The organism is Loktanella sp. IMCC34160, assembly GCF_004145845.1.
Lineage (GTDB): Bacteria > Pseudomonadota > Alphaproteobacteria > Rhodobacterales > Rhodobacteraceae > SELP01.
The window spans coordinates 457,720-474,842 of record NZ_SELP01000004.1; the positions used below are offsets into that span (position 1 = coordinate 457,720).

Consider the following 17,123-nt stretch of genomic DNA (forward strand, 5'->3'; position numbering starts at 1 on the left):
CGTTCCGGGCCATTCACCCCGGGATATTTCAGACCCAAAGAAGCGGGCTAGACTGAGGTCCATTCTTCTTTGGGTTCCAAATATCCTCTGGGGGCCATGAATTTTCTGGTGGGGGGCGAAGCGCCCCCGGGTAAGGTGGGTCTTGACCCACCATCCGCGAAGGGGAAAGGGCGCCCGAAGGCGCCCCCGACTTTGTCATTGTCCGGTTGGATCAGTCGATGATCGCGTTCATCGTGGCCGACGGCCGCATGATCGCCGCGGTCTTGGCCGCGTCCGGGTGGTAATATCCGCCTTGATCCACGGCCTGTCCCCGGCCTGCCTGCAATTCGGCGATGATCGTCGCCTCGTTCTCGGCAAGGGCTGTGGCGATCGGGGCGAAATGGGCGGCAAGCTCTGCGTCGTCGGACTGTGCGGCCAGCGCCTCGGCCCAATAGCGGGCGAACCAGTAGTGGCTGTCGCGGTTGTCGGGCTGGCCCACCTTGCGGCCCGGGCTGCGGCCATGGTCCAGCACGCCCTGCGTGGCAGCCTCGACCGCGTCGCCCAGAACGGCGGCTTTGCGGTTGCCCTTGGCCTCGGCCAGGAACTTGAAGCTTTCGCCAAGGGCGCAGAATTCCCCAAGGCTGTCCCAGCGCAGGTGGTTTTCGCCATGCAGCTGCTGCACGTGCTTGGGCGCGGAGCCGCCGGCACCGGTTTCGAACAGCCCGCCGCCCTGCATCAGTTTCACGATCGACAGCATCTTGGCCGAGGTGGCCAGTTCGAGGATCGGGAACAGGTCGGTCAGGTAGTCGCGCAGCACGTTGCCGGTGATCGCGATGGTGTTTTCGCCCTTGGTGATGGTTTCGAGGCTGGCGATGGTCGCCTCGCGCGGTGCCATGATTTCGAACTTGTCGGCCACGCCCTTGGCTTCGAGGATCGGTTTCACATAGGCGATCAGCTCGGCGTCGTGGGCGCGGTTTTCATCCAGCCAGAAGATCGACCGGTAGCCGGTCAGCCGCTGCCGTTCGATGGCAAGGTTGACCCAGTCTTCGATCGGTGCCTTGCGGGCGCTGGCCGACCGCCAGATATCACCGGCCTCGACGCTTTGCTGGTGCAGGACGGTCCCGTCATCCAGGATCATCTTCACCACGCCGTCGGCGGGGATTTCAAAGGTGGTCGGGTGGCTGCCGTATTCCTCGGCCTTCTGGGCCATCAGGCCAAGGTTCTGCACTGTCCCGGCGGTGGCCGGGTTCAGTTTGCCATTGGCTTTGAAGAATTCGATCGCGGCGTCGTAGACCGGCGCATAGGAATTGTCGGGGATGACACAGACTGCATCGTGTTCCTTGCCGTCCGGGCCCCAGCCCTTGCCCCCTGCGCGGATCAGCGCCGGCATCGAAGCGTCGATGATCACGTCCGACGGGACGTGCAGGTTGGTGATGCCCCGGTCGCTGTCGACCATATACATCGGCGGGCGGGTGGCGTTGACCGCCTCAATCGCGGCGAGGATTTCCGGCTCGTCTTTGACCTTCTCCAAGAGGGTGCCAAGGCCCGCGTTGCCGGACACGCCGAGTTCCGCCAGCCGGTCGCCGTATTTTTCGAAGACGGGGGCCAGCCAGGCCTTGACCGCGTGGCCAAAGATGATCGGGTCAGAGACCTTCATCATCGTGGCCTTCATGTGCAGCGAGAACAACACACCTTCGGCCTTGGTCTTTTCGATCTCTTCGGCAAGGAAGGCATCCAGCGCCTTCGCCGACATATAGGTCGCGTCGACCACGGTCCCGGCCGGGTAGCTGACCGCATCCTTCAGGACGGTTTCGCCGTCCGTCGTTTCCAGCACGATCTTCGCAGTGGCGGCGGCGGGCAGGGTGGCCGATTCCTCGTTCGAGTAGAAATCGCCGCCCGACATCGCAGCGACCCGCGTCTTGCTGTCAGCCGACCAGTCGCCCATCCGGTGCGGGTTGGCCTGGGCGAATTTCTTCACGGCGGCGGCAGCGCGGCGGTCAGAGTTGCCTTCGCGCAGAACCGGGTTCACCGCCGACCCCTTGATGGTGTCATACTTGGCGCGCACGGCCTTTTCTTCGTCGGTGGCCGGGGTTTCGGGATAATCGGGCAGGGCATATCCCTGACCCTGCAATTCCTTGACCGCCGCGACCAGCTGCGGCACCGAGGCCGAAATGTTGGGCAGCTTGATCACATTCGCCTCGGGCGTCTTCACCAGCTCGCCCAGTTCGGCCAGATCGTCGCTGATCCGCTGCTCTTCGGTCAGATACTCCGGGAAGGTCGCAAGGATACGACCCGCAAGCGAGATGTCCTTGGTGCCCACGCTCACGCCTGCGGCGCTCGCAAAGCTCTGGATGATCGGCAGAAGCGAGGCCGAGGCCAGTTCCGGTGCTTCGTCGACCTTGGTGTAGATGATGTCGGGGGTGGTGTTCGCGTCCATGATGTCCTCGCCAGAATCAAGTTTGGCATACAATAGTATACAATTTCCCGGGACGCCAGTGACCAAGCTGTCACAGGCACCATATAGCCGGGGGTCCAGCCGGTCTTACTTTGCGGCCTTGTCCGATGGCAACAAGACACTGGAAAAACGGTTTCGCCCACGCTAACGGTTTCAGCGCGTGGGGCGATGGCGTCGCCCCGTGATTCCACGCATGTCCGTCCTGAACGCCGGGACCTCTTTGCTAAGAAGGGGGCCAAACATGGACCGTCCCGAATTCTACCGTTTTCACCAGGGCGACCGGATCCTGCCGTTCGCCGCATCCGAATATGATGCCCGCCTTGCCGGGCTGCGCAAGATCATGGCCGACGCCGGGGTCGACGCCGCCGTGTTCACCTCGATGCACAACATCGCCTATTACTCGGGGTTCCTGTACTGTTCGTTCGGGCGGCCCTACGGGCTGGTCGTGACCGCAACCGACAGCGTGACCATCAGCGCGGGCATCGACGCGGCCCAGCCCTGGCGGCGCTGCCACGGCGACAACATCACCTATACCGACTGGAAGCGGAACAACTACTGGCGGGCGATCCGCTCGGTCACCGGCACCGGCAAGGTCATCGGCTACGAGGGCGACCACATCAGCCTTGCGCAAAAGGCGCTGCTGGATGAGTTCCTGTCGCCGTCGGAAACCCGCGACATTGCCGCCGCGACCATGGTGCAGCGGATGCACAAATCCGCGGCCGAACTGGAGATGATCCGCGCGGGCGCGGCCACGGCGGATGTTGGTGGCTTTGCCATTCGCGACGCGATCAGCGTCGGCGCGCGCGAGATTGACGTGGCCATGGCGGGCCGCGACGCGATGGAACTGGAGATCGCCAAACGCTTCCCCGAGGCCGAATACCGCGACACCTGGGTCTGGTTCCAGTCGGGCATCAACACCGATGGGGCGCATAACCCCGTGACCGCACGGCAGTTGCAAGTCGGCGATATCCTGTCGCTGAACACCTTCCCGATGATCTCGGGCTATTACACCGCGCTGGAACGAACCATGTTCGTGCGCGAGGTGGACGAGGCCAGCCTGAAGATCTGGGAGGCCAACGTCGCCGCCCACGAACTGGGGATCAGCCTGCTGAAGCCCGGTGCGAAATGTTCGGACATCACGGCGCAGATCAACGATTTCTTCGCCGAACGGCAGCTTCTGCAATACCGGACCTTCGGCTATGGCCATTCCTTCGGTGTGCTGTCCCACTACTACGGACGCGAGGCCGGGCTGGAACTGCGCGAAGACATCGACACGGTTCTGGAACCGGGCATGGTAATCAGCATGGAGCCGATGCTGACCATCCCCGAAGGCCAGCCGGGGGCCGGTGGCTACCGCGAACATGACATCATGATCATCACCGAAGACGGCAACGAGGATATCACCAAGTATCCCTACGGGCCGGAATTCAACGTGGTCGGATAACGCCATTGTGACGCGGCGGGACAGGAGTGTTTTGCAACCGGCGTTCAGGGTGCTAAGGATCGTTCAACGTTGCTTATTGCCGGGAATCTAATGCCGTTTTTGACACCCACCCGCCGCGCCTTCATTGCCCTTGCCGGATCTGCCGCCGCCACCGCCTGTACCCCGGTGCCCGAGGATGTCGTCGGCCCCGACGGCGAGGGCCCGATGTCGGCGCAGCAGGCGATGGACCTGTTCGGTTTCATCCCGGTGGAAGGTTACGGCCCGATCGAGGATGGCGGCTTCAGCCTGCCGCCGATCCCGCCCAGTTTTCTGGAATGGCCCAACCGGCGGCAACTGGTCTTCTACGAAGGCGAGCGCGAGCCGGGCAGCATCGAAATCGACCCATGGGCCAAGTTCCTTTACTTCATCCTCGAGGATGGCACCGCATGGCGTTACCCCATCGCCGTGGGACGCGCCGGTCTGTCGCTGCGCGGGACGACTGTGATCCGGGTCAAGAAGGAATGGCCGGGCTGGACCCCGACCGCGAACATGCTGCGCCGCCAGCCCGAGGTCTATGGACCCTTCCGCCGTGGCGTCGAAGGCGGGTTGGCCAGCCCCCTGGGTGCGCGGGCGCTCTATCTCTATCGCGGCAACCGCGACACCCACTACCGCATCCACGGAACGAATGACCTGCCGTCGATTGGCAATTCGGGGTCGGCGGGCTGTATCCGGCTGTTCAACCACGACATCATCGACCTGTTCGACCGGGTCGAAGTTCCGACGACGGTGAACATCCGCACCGAAGAGGATTCCCTGCGCCTGCTTGGCCCGGCCTACAGCCCGCGCGGGGTGGAACTGCCGCCAACCATCGTCAGCCCGGAATCGATCTACGGGGCGACGGATGTCGTGTCTGACGATGCCGCGGACGGGGACGACGGCGGCTCCGACGCCTGATCGCCTCTGGGGCGGAACGTTCGGCTAGTGCAACAAGTTGACGGCCTTTCAGGACGAAACGGTCATTTTGTAGTCCGGGCCGAATAGCGCCGAAGGTGCCGGCCCATCGCCAGACCGCCCACGGGGCTGGCGATTTTGCCTGACTGGGTGCATCGCTCATGCGGAGCGCGGACGTGGCAGAGATAAAGCGCAAAGCACCGGCGTTGATCGCCATCCCGCGGTCTGCCGATGGGCCTCCTGCCAAAGGTCGGACTTGGGCCCAAAGCCGACTTTCGTAGTTTTGTTCAGACAATCCCGCTTTCTAATTGCAGCAAATCAAGACGACGCCGACACCTGCGCTTGGGGCGCTTTGTTGCCTGCGGGTCGGGGGCCGCCGCTAGCGCACCGTCCGCGTGTCGGGCAGGGTGATTTTTGCCACTTGTTCGGCAATCGGATCGACGGACAGCGGGTGGGTTTCATCGGCGAAATCGGCCGGGTCGGTCATCCGTTGCCACGTCCCGCGGCGAAAGACCTCAAGCGCGGAAAACTTGGCCTTGTAGCCCATCTTCGGGCTGCCCGGCACCCAATAGCCAAGGTAAACGTAAGGCAGGCCCAACTCCCGCGCGATCTGCACGTGGTCTAGGATCACATAGGTGCCAAGACTGTCCTTGTCCTTCTCGGGGTCGAAGAACGAATAGACCATGCTCAGCCCGTCATCGAGGATATCGGTCAGGCAGACGGCAGTCAGATCGTCGGGGTTGCCGGATGCGGGGTCCGAATATTCGATCAGCCGGGACCGGATCGGGGTCTCTTCGACCATGGCTGCGAATTCGAACATATCCATGTCCGCCATGCCGCCATCGGCGTGCCGGCTGTCCAGATATCGCCGGAACAGATCGTATTGTTCGTCCGAGGCCCAGGGCGACCGGGCCCGGCGGGCAAGGTAAGCGTTGCGGCGGGCGACGCGCCGCTGCCCCTTGTTGGGCACGAAATCGGCCACCCGGATCCGGGCCGAGAGGCAGGCGGCGCAATCGGCGCAAGACGGGCGGTACAACACGTTCTGCGACCGCCGGAACCCCTGTTTCGACAAGTGATCGTTCAGCCGTTCGGCCTGCTCCCCCTGTAGCGCTGTAAACAACTTCCGCTCCATCCGGCCCTCAAGGTAGGGGCAGGGTTGCGGCGCCGTCACATAGAACTGGGGCGCAAGAGGCAGGGTATGGCGCATCGGCTTCCGACAGGTGTTCCAAGGGGCAGGTTAGCAACGCATCTGCCACAGGCCAAGCACTTGGTTACTATTCGGTAAACAGGGGCAACGGCCCGCCACCTGAAACGAAAACGGGCGCCCCCGAAGGCGCGCCCGAGATGATCGGTCTGCGAAGGCCTAGATGCCGGTGCAGATGTATTTCATTTCAAGGTAATCCTCGATCCCGTGGTGGCTGCCTTCACGGCCAAGACCGGACTGTTTAACCCCGCCAAACGGTGCAACCTCGGTCGAGATGATGCCTGTATTGACGCCCACGATCCCGTATTCCAGCGCTTCGGACACCTTTGTCACTCGGCTGATGTCCTTGGCGAAGAAGTAGGAGGCAAGGCCAAAGATCGTGTCATTGGCCTGCGCGATCACGTCATCCTCATCCTCGAACATGAACAGGGGCGCGAAGGGGCCAAAGGTTTCGTCATTGGCAACCATCATGTCCTTGGTGGCGTTGGTCACGATGGTGGGTTCAAAGAATTGCCCGCCCAGTTCGTGCTCCTTGCCGCCTGTCAGGATCTGGCCGCCCTTGTCCAGCGCGTCTTTCAGATGCTGGCGCACCTTTTCCACGGCGGCGGCTTCGATCAGCGGGCCAAGGGCGGTGCCCTCGGTCAGGCCATCACCCACCTTCAACGCCTCGACCGCGACCTTCAGCTTGGCCGCGAATTCGTCATAAACGCCCTTCTGCACATAGATCCGGTTGGCGCAGACGCAGGTTTGGCCGTTGTTGCGGAATTTGCAGGCGATGGCCCCGGCCACCGCTTCGTCGATGTCGGCGTCATCGAACACGATGAAGGGGGCGTTGCCGCCAAGTTCCATCGAACATTTCATCACCTGATCGGCGGCCTGACGCAGCAAGATGCGGCCCACTTCGGTGGACCCGGTGAAGGTCAGCTTGCGCACCTTGTGGTTTTCGCAGAACTCCTTGCCGGTTCCGGACGCATCGTTCGAGGTGACGATGGACAAGAGGCCCTTGGGCAGGCCCGCTTCTTCGGCCAGAGCCGCCAGCGCCAGCGCCGAGAGCGGGGTCTGGGACGCGGGGCGCAGCACGAAGGCGCAGCCGGCGGCCAGCGCAGGCGCCGCCTTGCGGGTGATCATGGCCGAGGGGAAGTTCCACGGCGTGATCCCGGCGGCAACCCCGATGGGCTGCTTGATGACGGTAATCCGCTTGTCGGCCATATGGCCGGGGATGGTTTCGCCATAGATCCGCTTGGCCTCTTCCCCGAACCATTCCACGAAAGACGCGGCATAGGCGATCTCGCCCTTGGCCTCGGCCAGCGGCTTGCCCTGTTCGGCGGTCATGATGGTGGCAAGGTCATCCTGATTGGCCATCATCAGGTCGAACCAGCGGCGCAGGATCTGGGCGCGTTCCTTGCCCGTCCGCTTGGCCCAGTCCTTTTGCGCGACATACGCCGCGTCGATGGCCTGCGCCACTTCGTCCCGCGACAGGTCCGCAACCTCGGCGATGACATCGCCGCGGGCCGGGTTGGTGACGCCAAAGGTCTTGCCGGATGCCGCGGAAACCCATTCCCCGCCAAGGAAAGCCTTGTCACGCAGGAGGCCGGGGTTTTTCAATAGCGACGAGAGGTCGGTCTTCTGATCAAGCATTCTGTCCTCCGGAAAAATTTGATCATATCTCTTGCACGTCACCGGACCAAGGTCCAGAGATTCGGGCGCGCAGAGGAATACGAGGGGAAGACTAATGGCAGAGCTGGATGATGCATATGCAAACGCGACCTATATTCCGGGGGGCATGGACTATCCCGACAAATGGGGGGGGCTGGCAGCGGAGTTCCGGGCCAGCCATGCCCGGTCCGAACTGGACCTGAGTTATGGCGATCATCCGCGCCAGCGAGTTGATCTGTTCCATCCGGAAGGCCCGGCGAAGGGGTTGTTGGTCTTTGTCCACGGCGGCTATTGGCTGCGGTTCGACAAGAGCTTCTGGTCGCATCTGGCGACCGGGCCGCTGGCGCGTGGCTGGGTGGTGGCGATGCCGTCCTACCGGCTGGCTCCCAAGGTGCGCATCGGACAGATCACACAGGATGTGGAGGCGGCGATCGGGCTGGTGGCGGGACGTATCGATGGGCCGATCCGGCTGGCGGGCCATTCCGCGGGTGGGCACCTTGTCGGCCGGATGATCTGCACCGACCGCGCGCCGGTCTGGCGCGACCGGGTGGAACATGTGGTTCCGATCTCGCCGGTGGCGGACCTTGACCCGCTGCGGCGCACCTCGATGAACGCGGAGCTGCAGATTGAACCGGCGGACCCCGAAAGCCTGACCCGGCAGGACCGGGCGGATATCCGGGCAACGGTCTGGGTTGGGTCGGCGGAACGCCCGGTGTTCGTGGAACAGGCCCAACGGCTGGCGGCGCATTGGGGCTGCGACTGTGTGATCGACCCCGGACGGCACCATTTCGACGTGATCGAACCGCTGGCCGACCCCGACAGCCTCTTGACCGAGGCAATCCTCGGCTAGCCATGGGTCAAGACCCATGGTGACGGTTCAGAGGCGCTGCCCCTCTGGCCCTTTCCGGGCCATTCACCCCGGGATATTTACCCACCCAAAGAAGGGGACAGGCCGGACCATGTGGGCAGCGGATCGCCGGGCAGGGGCCGGGCCGCGTGCACCCCGCGCGCGATGGCCCGTGCAAGGCAGGTCGCGGCAAGATGCCCGAGCATCAGCGGATCACTCACCGGGTCGGACACCTCCTGCGCTCCGGTGGAGACCGCGAAGACAAGGTCGCCGTCCATCGGCGTGTGACTGGGGACCAGCGCCCGCGCCATCCCATCATGGGCGGCGGTCGCCATCCGGGTGCATTGCGCCTGCGTCAGCGCCGCATCGGTCGCAACGATGGCGATGGTGGTATTGCGATGGCTGCCCAGTTTGGTCCGCACCTCGTCCGGATAGGTTGCCGCCGGGCCAAGCCCGCCGAATTCATCCCCCTGTTCAAAGGGTGCGGCCCAGAAATGCCGCCCGCCACCTACGGTGGCCGACCCCAGCGCATTGACCGCCACAAGCGCCCCGACCGTCACCCCGCCGGGGCCAATGGCCGACGCAGACCCAAGCCCCCCTTTGAGCGTCGCTGTGGTGCAGCCGGTGCCCGCGCCTGTCGTGCCAAGGCCGAAATTCGACCCGGCATTGGCAAGGGCCGCTGCCCCCAACGCGGGGTAGGGCGATGTTGACCAGCCATGGTCGCCGCCGCCCATCAGGTCGAACAGGATCGCCGCCGGTACGATGGGCACCCGGTGCGGCCCGACGGCAAAGCCGCGCCTCTGCGCCTTGAGCGCGCCCATCACCCCGTCGGCGGCGGCCAGTCCAAAGGCCGATCCGCCCGACAGGACCAGCGCATCCACCTGTTCCACCGTCCTGTCTGGCGCCAGAAGATCCGTTTCGCGGGTGCCCGGCGCGCCCCCCATGATACAGACCCCGGCGGTGAAGGGCGCATTGGCCGTCAGGACCGTGACCCCGGATCGCAGATCCATGTCCTGCGCATTGCCGACCCGCAGGCCCGCCACATCGGTGATCAGGTTGCGGGGGCCGGGGATCATTCCGGCACCTCCCACGCACCGAGGTAGGCCAGTTTCGGCGTGTCGTTCAACTCGTAGGGGAAGCCGCCAAAGGCGGCCTCGTCCAGAACCACCAGCGTCCGGGCCGCCCCAAGTCGGTCGCGCACAGTTCCGGCAGTATCGGGCGGGAACCGGTGGCGGATGAAGTCCCCCGCCGCTGGGCCATGGGCAACAGTCACGAAGCGGATATCGACGAAGGCACCCGGCAGGTCATTGGTCAGCGGTTCGGGATGATCCTTGTCGGGGGCCATGAAGCAATAGGCGCGGGCGGCGTCGCCGCTTTCGAAATCGCCCGCGAAAAGATGAAGCCGCATCATGCCCGGCGCCGGGGGCGGGGGCAGTTCGGGGTCGTCGCCAATCGGGGCGAAGATATCGCGCAGCCGGGACCAGAGGCTCATATGCAGCGGCCCCCGTCCACTTCCAGTGCGACACCGGTGATCATGCTGGCCTCGTCGGAACACAGGAAGGCGGCGGCGCTGCCCATATCCTCGGGCGTGGAGAACCGGCCCAGCGGAATGGTCGACAGGAATTTCGCCCGCAGCTCGGGCGAGTCGCCCCCCATGAAGGACGGTAGCAACGGGGTTTCGCCCGCCACCGGGTTGATCGCGTTGACCCGCACCCCGTGGGGGGCAAGTTCCACGGCCATCGCCTTGGTCGCGGTGATCATCCAGCCCTTTGAGGCGTTGTACCAGTTCAGGTTCGGCCGGGGGCTGACCCCGGCGGTCGAGGCAACGTTCAGGATTGCCCCAGCCCGGCGGGTTTTCATCGCCGGGACAAAATGGCGGGCCGTCAGGTAGACAGACTTGGCGTTCACGGCCAGTACGCGGTCAAACTCTGCTTCGCTGACCTCCTCCATCGGTTGCGGCAGATGGGTGACGCCGGCATTGTTCACAAGGATATCGAGATCGCCCAGATGGTCCGCCGCCGCGTAGGCCAACATCGCGACCGAGGCATTGTCGGCCACGTCCACCGCCCGTGCCAGCCCGCCGATTTCAGTGGCGACGGCGCGGGCGGCATCCAGGTTGATGTCGGCCACCATGACCCGCGCCCCCCCGGCGGCAAATTTCCGGGCGATCCCGGCGCCAAAGCCGGACCCGCCTCCGGTGACAATCGCTGTTTTTCCCTGAAGTCTCATGCCCCGCAGGGTCGGCCAGCGCGGCGGCTTTGGCAAGCCTGTTTCAGGCGCGGTCCTTCGCCGTCATCCACAGCCAGGGGGTCGGCCCCGCCCGCCATTCCCACAGCGCGATCAACCGGTCCATATCGGACAGGGCCTGCATCCAGTCGGGCAGGGCGGCGGCATCTTCGGCCCGGTCCAGCCGGGTGATCGAATGGGTGTCCCGGAACCGGGCGGCGATCCGGTCCAACAGGCCGGGTTTCATGCCCTCGTGCACCTCGACCAGAATATCGGCGGCCAGAAGGCCCGGGGCCTTGGTGGGATCAAGCACCTCATCCTCTGCCCCTTCGATGTCGCAGATGACGACCGTGGGGGCCGCGGTGCAGATGTCGAACTCTGCACCGCCGATTTCCGCGCCGATCAGAACCCTGTCAGCCACCTCGTTCGCCTGTGCCAGTGCTGCGCATTTCTCGCGTGCTTTCGGGTCGGCATCGCGGGCCCAGATTTCGGTGTCGGGCAGGCGGCGGGCAAGGCCCACGGCGTAATAGCCTTCGGCGCTGCCGACGTCGATGATCCGGGCGGGCGCGGCGGCGATGATCTGTTCCAGAACCGGCGCGATCCCGGCCTCGTAGCAGCCGATCATCCGGGGGGCCAATCCGCCTTCTGACGCAGCAACGGCATAGTCCATCCCCTTGAACGGGCCGGTCTGGACGGTGCGCCCATCGCGCCCGATGATCGTGTTCGACACAAGCTGCGCCCGCCACTTCGCCAGAAGACGCAGCGCCGCATTCAGGTGATCCTTGTCCGGCTCGCCCTCCAGCAGGGCGCGAAGCCGCGCGGTGACCGCGCGGTCGAGGGAAGTTGGGGCCATGTCTATTCCGCCGCCATTGAAAACCATGCGTCGATCCGGTCGCGCAGGGCGGCCCAGATGGCCGGTGCGCCCCGGTCCACCTTGACGCCGACGCGCGACTGAAGCTGCGCCGGGGTGACATTGTATTCGGGCCAGGTGCCGCCGCCGGTTTCAAGATTGGCGATGACGGGCTGCACCCGGTCGATGGCCTTGGCAAAGATGGCGTCGGGCGTTTCGGCTGCTTCGAATTCGTCCCAAAGCGCACGCAGGGCCGCGCCTTGTGCGTCAGGCAGCAGGCCAAAGATACGATCGGCGGCGGCCTGCTCGGCGGCCATCACAACGGCCCCGCCGTGGGCATTGCCGTTTGCCGAATGGATCGGGACATCGCCGGTGTCGATCTCGACCAGATCGTGGATCAGCATCATCGCCACGGCCCGGCCCGGATCGACGGGGTGGGCGGCATGTTCGGCCAGAACATGGGCGAACAGTGCCACGTGCCAACTGTGTTCGCCGGAATTCTCGCGCCGTCCGCCGCGATAGTTTCGGGTCGCGCGGATGACGGTTTTCAGCCGGTCCGCCTCGATCAGAAAGCGTAGACGGGCGGGAAGGGGGTGGTCGTCCGGCAGCGGGCTGCCCGCGCCAGACAGAAGGCCGCTGGCATGGGCGTGCATCTCGGGCCAGCGATCGCGGAGGATCGCGGCGCGGCCGGTGGCAAGGTTGTCCCGCGCGATCTGCGGGTGGTCGGCCGGGGCGTTGACCCCATGGATGATCTGGAAAATGGGTTGCGACAGGTCCAGAGCCTTGGCGAATTGTGCCGTTGGGGTCTGGGCGGCCTCGAATTCGTCCCAAGCCCCGCGCAGCGCTGCGCCCTGATCGGCGGGCAGAAGGCCGAACAGCCGGTCCGCCGCGGCCCGTTCCTTGGCGGCGACCTCTGCCGGATCGAAGGCAATGTTGATCGGATGGTCGCCCGCGTCGATCTCGACCAGATCATGCAGTAAAAGCATGAGGATCGCGCGGGTCACATCGACGCCCGCCGGGGCGTCGGCCCCAAACACCAGCGCCCAAAGTGCAAGATGCCAGCTGTGTTCGGCGCTGTTTTCCAACCGCGTGCCGCAGGTCAGAAAATTGGCCCGGTCGACGCTTTTCAGCAGGTCCGCCTCGGTCAGGAAGGCCAGCTGCGCGTCGATTCGGCCCCGGTCAGCCATCGGCCTCTGCCTGCGCGGCCTTGCGCTTGCGGGCCCGGTCCGCCAGCAGTTCCCGCGCGCGTTTTTCGGCGCGGCGGACCCGGATCGCGGTCTTGTAGGCCTCTTCCAGCGTCTGGGACGAGGTGCCCAGGATCGCCGCGATTTCGTCAACGATCTTGTCGTCGCCGGTCTTTGCCTCATCGGCCAGCGCAAGCTGGGCGATGTCGTCGGCCATATCGTCAAGAAGCCCCATCGCGGCCCCCTAGCGTGTGTTTTCGGTCAGGCGGCGGCGCACGTAGCCCTGAACGTGATCGATCATGGTGTCCATGTGCGGATCTTCAAAGAAATGGCCCGCCCCCTCGATCTGTTCATGGGTGATGGTGATGCCCTTCTGCTCGTGCAGCTTGCCGACAAGGCTTTCGGTGTCGGCAGGCGGTGCGACCCGGTCGGCGGTCCCGTTGATGATCAGGCCGGAGGCGGGGCAGGGGGCAAGGAAGCTGAAGTCATACATGTTGGCCGGCGGTGCGACCGAAATGAAACCGGTGATCTCGGGGCGGCGCATCAACAGTTGCATCCCGATCCAGGCCCCGAACGAGAAGCCTGCAACCCAGCAATGCTTGGAATTGGTGTTCATCGACTGCAGGTAGTCGAGCGCCGAGGCGGCATCGGACAATTCGCCGATACCCTGATCGTATTCGCCCTGGCTGCGCCCGACCCCACGGAAGTTGAACCGCAGCACCGTAAAGCCCATTTTGTGAAAGGCGTAATGCAGGTTGTAGACCACGCGGTTGTTCATCGTGCCGCCGAATTGCGGGTGCGGGTGCAGCACGATGGCGATCGGGGCGTCGCGGTCCTTTTGCGGATGGTAGCGGCCTTCAAGCCGGCCTTCGGGGCCGGGGAAGATAACTTCGGGCATGGGCGTCCCTGCTTTGCGGTTCCAGGTGGCCGGGAATTCTTGACGGAAATCCTCGGATACCTTAGAAAGATTCTAATTTATGGCGCGGGCGGAAGCTCGCCCTGTCTGCGACCGGAGTTAATCAGCCCCGGCCCGAAGGTCAATGGAATTGGCCCGGTTTGGGCCGTTTTGCAAAGGTTTGGGCCCGGTTCGGCCCTCTGGGGGATGTCGGAATGAAGCTAAGTACCAAGGGTCGCTATGCCATGGTTGCGCTGGCCGATCTTGCGTTGCAACCGGATGGGTCGCTGGTCACCCTCGCCGAGATTTCAAAGCGGCAGGATATTTCGCTGCCCTATCTGGAACAATTGTTCGTCAAACTGCGCCGTGAAGGGCTGGTCGACAGCGTGCGCGGTCCGGGCGGCGGATACAAGCTGGCGCGTCCCGCCTCTGACATCCGGGTGTCCGAAATTCTGGGCGCGGTCGATGAAACCGTCAGCGCCATGCACAAGGGCGCGGGCGCGTCCGGCGCGGCATCCGGAAGCCGGGCGCAGTCACTGACCAACCGCCTGTGGGAAGGGCTGTCGGCCCATGTCTATGTGTTCCTGCATCAGGCCCGCCTGTCGGATGTGATCAGCAACCAGTTGGCCCCCTGTCCCGCCGTGCCCGCCCTGTTCGAAGTGGTGGACGAATGACCCGGGTCTATCTGGACCATAATGCAACGGCCCCCCTGCGGACCGAGGCGCGCACCGCGATGATCGCGGCGATGGATATCGTCGGTAACCCGTCATCCGTCCATGCCGAAGGCCGGGCCGCCAAGGGCGCGCTGGAAAAGGCCCGGTCCGATCTGGCCGAGGCGCTGGGCGCGGGCGAGGCCGATATCGTCTTTACCTCTGGCGCGACCGAGGCGGCGGCGCTGGCCTGCGCGGGCCGGGGACTGAAGGGCGCGGGCATCGAACATGACGCGGTCTACAGCTGGATCGACCCGGTACTGAACGTGGAGCACAGCGGCCGGGTCGAGGTGGCCGATCCGGGCGGCGCGGCGCTGCAACTGGCGAACTCTGAGACCGGGGTCTTGCAGAAATTGCCGCAGGGGCTGGCCGTATCGGACGTCACCCAAGGGTTTGGCCGGGTTCCGTTTTCCTACAGCTGGGCCGGGGTGCAGATGGTGTTTCTTTCGGCTCATAAGTTCGGCGGGCCCAAGGGCGTCGGCGCGCTGGTCATTCCGCGTGGGCACGATCTTGCCGCCCATCTGAAAGGCGGCGGGCAAGAGATGGGCCGTCGGGCCGGGACCGAAAACCTGATCGGGATCATCGGGATGGCGGCGGCGGCCAAGGCCGCGCAAGCCGATCTGGCCGCCGGACGCTGGGAGAAAATCGCGGAACTTAGAAATATTCTAGAAATGGCCATTGAGGCTGCCGCGAAACATACTATTTTTGTCGGGAAAGGCGCGAGCCGCCTTCCCAACACGACCTGTGCGATCACCCCCGGATGGAAGGGCGAAACGCAGGTCATGTCGATGGATCTTGCGGGCATTGCCGTTTCGGCGGGGTCGGCCTGTTCCAGCGGCAAGGTGAAGGAAAGCCGGGTGCTGCGCACCCTCGGATACTCGGAGACCGAAGCGGCCAGCGCCCTGCGCCTGTCGCTGGGGATCGACACGAAACAGGAAGATGTCCTGCGTTTCGCAGACGCATGGACCAAAGCATATGGAAAGTGGCGCGCCCGCGCCGCGTGAATAGGGGACGACATGGCTGCAATGGACGAAACCCAGGTCAAGGAAGGCGTCGATCAGGAAACGGTCGATGCCGTCGCCAAGCTGTCAGGCAAATACAAGTACGGCTGGGAAACCGAGATCGAGATGGACTACGCCCCCAAGGGCGTGAACCCCGATATCGTCCGGCTGATTTCCGGCAAGAACGAAGAACCCGAATGGATGACCGACTGGCGCCTGTCGGCCTTCGAGCGCTGGACCGGCATGGAAGAACCCAAATGGGCCATGGTCAGCTATCCCGAGATCGACTTTCAGGACCTGTATTACTACGCCCGTCCCAAAAGCATGGAGACCAAGCCCAAGTCGCTGGACGAGGTCGATCCCAAGCTGCTGGCCACCTATGAAAAGCTGGGCATCCCGCTGAAGGAACAGATGATCCTCGCCGGGGTCGAAGGGGCCGAGAACGCGCCGGTCGAGGGCCGCAAGGTCGCCGTCGACGCGGTGTTCGACTCTGTGTCGGTCGGCACCACCTTTCAGGCCGAACTGAAAAAGGCCGGGGTGATCTTCTGTTCGATCTCCGAAGCGATCCGCGAACACCCCGAACTGGTGAAGAAATACCTCGGCTCGGTCGTGCCGCCGTCGGACAACTTCTACGCCACGCTGAACAGCGCCGTCTTTTCCGACGGATCGTTCGTCTATGTGCCGCCCGGCGTCCGCTGCCCGATGGAACTGTCCACCTATTTCCGGATCAACGCGGAAAACACCGGCCAGTTCGAACGCACGCTGATCATCGCCGACAAGGGGTCCTATGTGTCCTACCTTGAAGGCTGCACCGCGCCCAAGCGGGACACCGCACAGTTGCACGCCGCCGTGGTCGAGATCATCGTCGAAGAAGACGCCGAGGTGAAATATTCCACCGTTCAGAACTGGTTCCCCGGCGATGAAAACGGCAAGGGCGGCATCTACAACTTTGTCACCAAGCGCGCCGATTGCCGGGGCGACCGGGCCAAGGTGATGTGGACGCAGGTGGAAACCGGCTCTGCCGTGACGTGGAAATACCCATCCTGCATCCTGCGCGGCAACGACAGCCAGGGCGAGTTCTATTCGATCGCCATCGCCAACAACCACCAGCAGGCCGACACCGGCACCAAGATGATCCACCTTGGCCGCAACACCAAGTCGCGGATCGTGTCCAAGGGGATCAGCGCGGGCGTGGCGCAAAACACCTATCGGGGCCTCGTGTCGATGCACCCGAAGGCGAAGAACAGCCGCAACTATACCCAGTGCGACAGCCTGTTGATCGGTGACAAATGCGGGGCGCATACGGTCCCCTATATCGAGGTGAAGAACAACTCCTCCCGCGTCGAGCACGAGGCGACCACGTCGAAGGTGGATGACGAACAGATGTTCTATTGCCGCCAGCGGGGCATGGACGAGGAAGAGGCCGTGGCCCTGATCGTCAACGGCTTTGCCAAGGAAGTGCTGCAGGCGCTGCCCATGGAATTCGCGCTGGAGGCACAGCAGCTGGTGGCGATTTCGCTGGAGGGGAGTGTTGGTTGATCGACGCAGACGGCCTCGACGTCATTTTCCGGCTATTGGGCCGCGTGGTGCGATGGGTCTTGGAAGTTATCTTTCACGTGGTGTTCGAATGGTTCTTTCAGAGATTGATAGACGCTTTTCAGTGGTGTCGGCGCCTTGTCGGACTCGACCAAGTGTCGGGTTGGTGGACAGCCGTGCCGCTACTGGTACTCGCGGTCACGTTG

The 17,123-nt window shown here is 64.2% G+C and carries 16 protein-coding genes; 6 read left to right on the forward strand and 10 right to left on the reverse strand.

Features of this window, described 5'->3' with window-relative positions; genetic code table 11:
* Positions 1–211: 211 nt before the first annotated feature.
* Positions 212–2,416 (reverse strand): NADP-dependent isocitrate dehydrogenase, encoded by a 2,205-nt coding sequence (locus EU803_RS13365; protein ID WP_129683606.1) that lies wholly within the window; start codon positions 2,414–2,416, stop codon positions 212–214.
* A 259-nt stretch (positions 2,417–2,675) separates the two neighbouring features.
* On the opposite strand from EU803_RS13365, the gene EU803_RS13370 reads away from it, so the two are divergent.
* Complete coding sequence (locus tag EU803_RS13370) at positions 2,676–3,878, forward strand: aminopeptidase P family protein (RefSeq protein WP_129683608.1); 1,203 nt, start codon at positions 2,676–2,678, stop codon at positions 3,876–3,878.
* A gap of 90 nt (positions 3,879–3,968) precedes the next feature.
* The gene (locus tag EU803_RS13375; RefSeq protein ID WP_242494368.1) at positions 3,969–4,811 is read left to right on the forward strand and encodes a L,D-transpeptidase; all 843 of its coding nucleotides are present in this window, start codon (positions 3,969–3,971) and stop codon (positions 4,809–4,811) included.
* A gap of 376 nt (positions 4,812–5,187) precedes the next feature.
* Here the strand turns inward: EU803_RS13375 and EU803_RS13380 are convergent, their stop codons facing one another.
* Complete coding sequence (locus tag EU803_RS13380; protein ID WP_129683610.1) at positions 5,188–6,015, reverse strand: arginyltransferase; 828 nt, start codon at positions 6,013–6,015, stop codon at positions 5,188–5,190.
* Positions 6,016–6,171: 156 nt separating this feature from the next.
* Positions 6,172–7,650 carry an NAD-dependent succinate-semialdehyde dehydrogenase gene (locus EU803_RS13385; RefSeq protein WP_129683612.1) on the reverse strand — a complete coding sequence of 493 codons (1,479 nt, stop codon included), beginning with the start codon at positions 7,648–7,650 and terminating at the stop codon, positions 6,172–6,174.
* A 94-nt stretch (positions 7,651–7,744) separates the two neighbouring features.
* On the opposite strand from EU803_RS13385, the gene EU803_RS13390 reads away from it, so the two are divergent.
* Positions 7,745–8,518: an alpha/beta hydrolase gene (locus tag EU803_RS13390; protein ID WP_129683614.1), complete on the forward strand. Its 774-nt coding sequence runs from the start codon at positions 7,745–7,747 to the stop codon at positions 8,516–8,518.
* Positions 8,519–8,595: 77 nt separating this feature from the next.
* On the opposite strand, the gene EU803_RS13395 is transcribed toward EU803_RS13390, so the two are convergent.
* Genes EU803_RS13395 through EU803_RS13425 form a run of 7 tightly spaced genes read right to left on the reverse strand, consistent with a single transcriptional unit; the run spans position 8,596 to position 13,673 of the window.
* On the reverse strand, positions 8,596–9,591 hold the full coding sequence (locus EU803_RS13395) for a P1 family peptidase (RefSeq protein WP_129683616.1): 996 nt from the start codon (positions 9,589–9,591) through the stop codon (positions 8,596–8,598).
* Positions 9,588–10,007 (reverse strand): hypothetical protein, encoded by a 420-nt coding sequence (locus EU803_RS13400; protein ID WP_129683618.1) that lies wholly within the window; start codon positions 10,005–10,007, stop codon positions 9,588–9,590. The genes EU803_RS13395 and EU803_RS13400 overlap by 4 nt, the downstream gene beginning before the upstream one ends.
* Entirely contained in the window at positions 10,004–10,744 is a 741-nt protein-coding gene (locus EU803_RS13405) for a glucose 1-dehydrogenase (RefSeq protein ID WP_129683620.1), read from the reverse strand. The genes EU803_RS13400 and EU803_RS13405 overlap by 4 nt, the downstream gene beginning before the upstream one ends.
* A gap of 43 nt (positions 10,745–10,787) precedes the next feature.
* Entirely contained in the window at positions 10,788–11,594 is an 807-nt protein-coding gene (locus tag EU803_RS13410) for a hypothetical protein (protein ID WP_129683622.1), read from the reverse strand.
* Between the two features lie 2 nt (positions 11,595–11,596).
* On the reverse strand, positions 11,597–12,778 hold the full coding sequence (locus EU803_RS13415; RefSeq protein WP_129683624.1) for an HD domain-containing protein: 1,182 nt from the start codon (positions 12,776–12,778) through the stop codon (positions 11,597–11,599).
* Positions 12,771–13,010 (reverse strand): hypothetical protein, encoded by a 240-nt coding sequence (locus EU803_RS13420; RefSeq protein ID WP_129683626.1) that lies wholly within the window; start codon positions 13,008–13,010, stop codon positions 12,771–12,773. The genes EU803_RS13415 and EU803_RS13420 overlap by 8 nt, the downstream gene beginning before the upstream one ends.
* Before the next feature lie 9 nt (positions 13,011–13,019).
* Complete coding sequence (locus EU803_RS13425) at positions 13,020–13,673, reverse strand: alpha/beta hydrolase (protein WP_129683628.1); 654 nt, start codon at positions 13,671–13,673, stop codon at positions 13,020–13,022.
* A gap of 212 nt (positions 13,674–13,885) precedes the next feature.
* On the opposite strand from EU803_RS13425, the gene EU803_RS13430 reads away from it, so the two are divergent.
* The 3 genes from EU803_RS13430 to sufB are packed head-to-tail and all read left to right on the forward strand — an operon-like array spanning position 13,886 to position 16,920.
* Positions 13,886–14,344 carry an Rrf2 family transcriptional regulator gene (locus EU803_RS13430; protein ID WP_129683630.1) on the forward strand — a complete coding sequence of 153 codons (459 nt, stop codon included), beginning with the start codon at positions 13,886–13,888 and terminating at the stop codon, positions 14,342–14,344.
* A complete protein-coding gene (locus tag EU803_RS13435; RefSeq protein WP_129683632.1) occupies positions 14,341–15,384 on the forward strand; it encodes an aminotransferase class V-fold PLP-dependent enzyme in 1,044 nt (347 codons plus the stop codon). Before EU803_RS13430 ends, EU803_RS13435 begins: the two co-directional genes overlap by 4 nt.
* A gap of 12 nt (positions 15,385–15,396) precedes the next feature.
* Positions 15,397–16,920, forward strand: a complete 1,524-nt coding sequence (sufB, locus tag EU803_RS13440; RefSeq protein WP_129683634.1) for a Fe-S cluster assembly protein SufB — start codon at positions 15,397–15,399, stop codon at positions 16,918–16,920.
* Positions 16,921–17,123 lie beyond the last annotated feature (203 nt).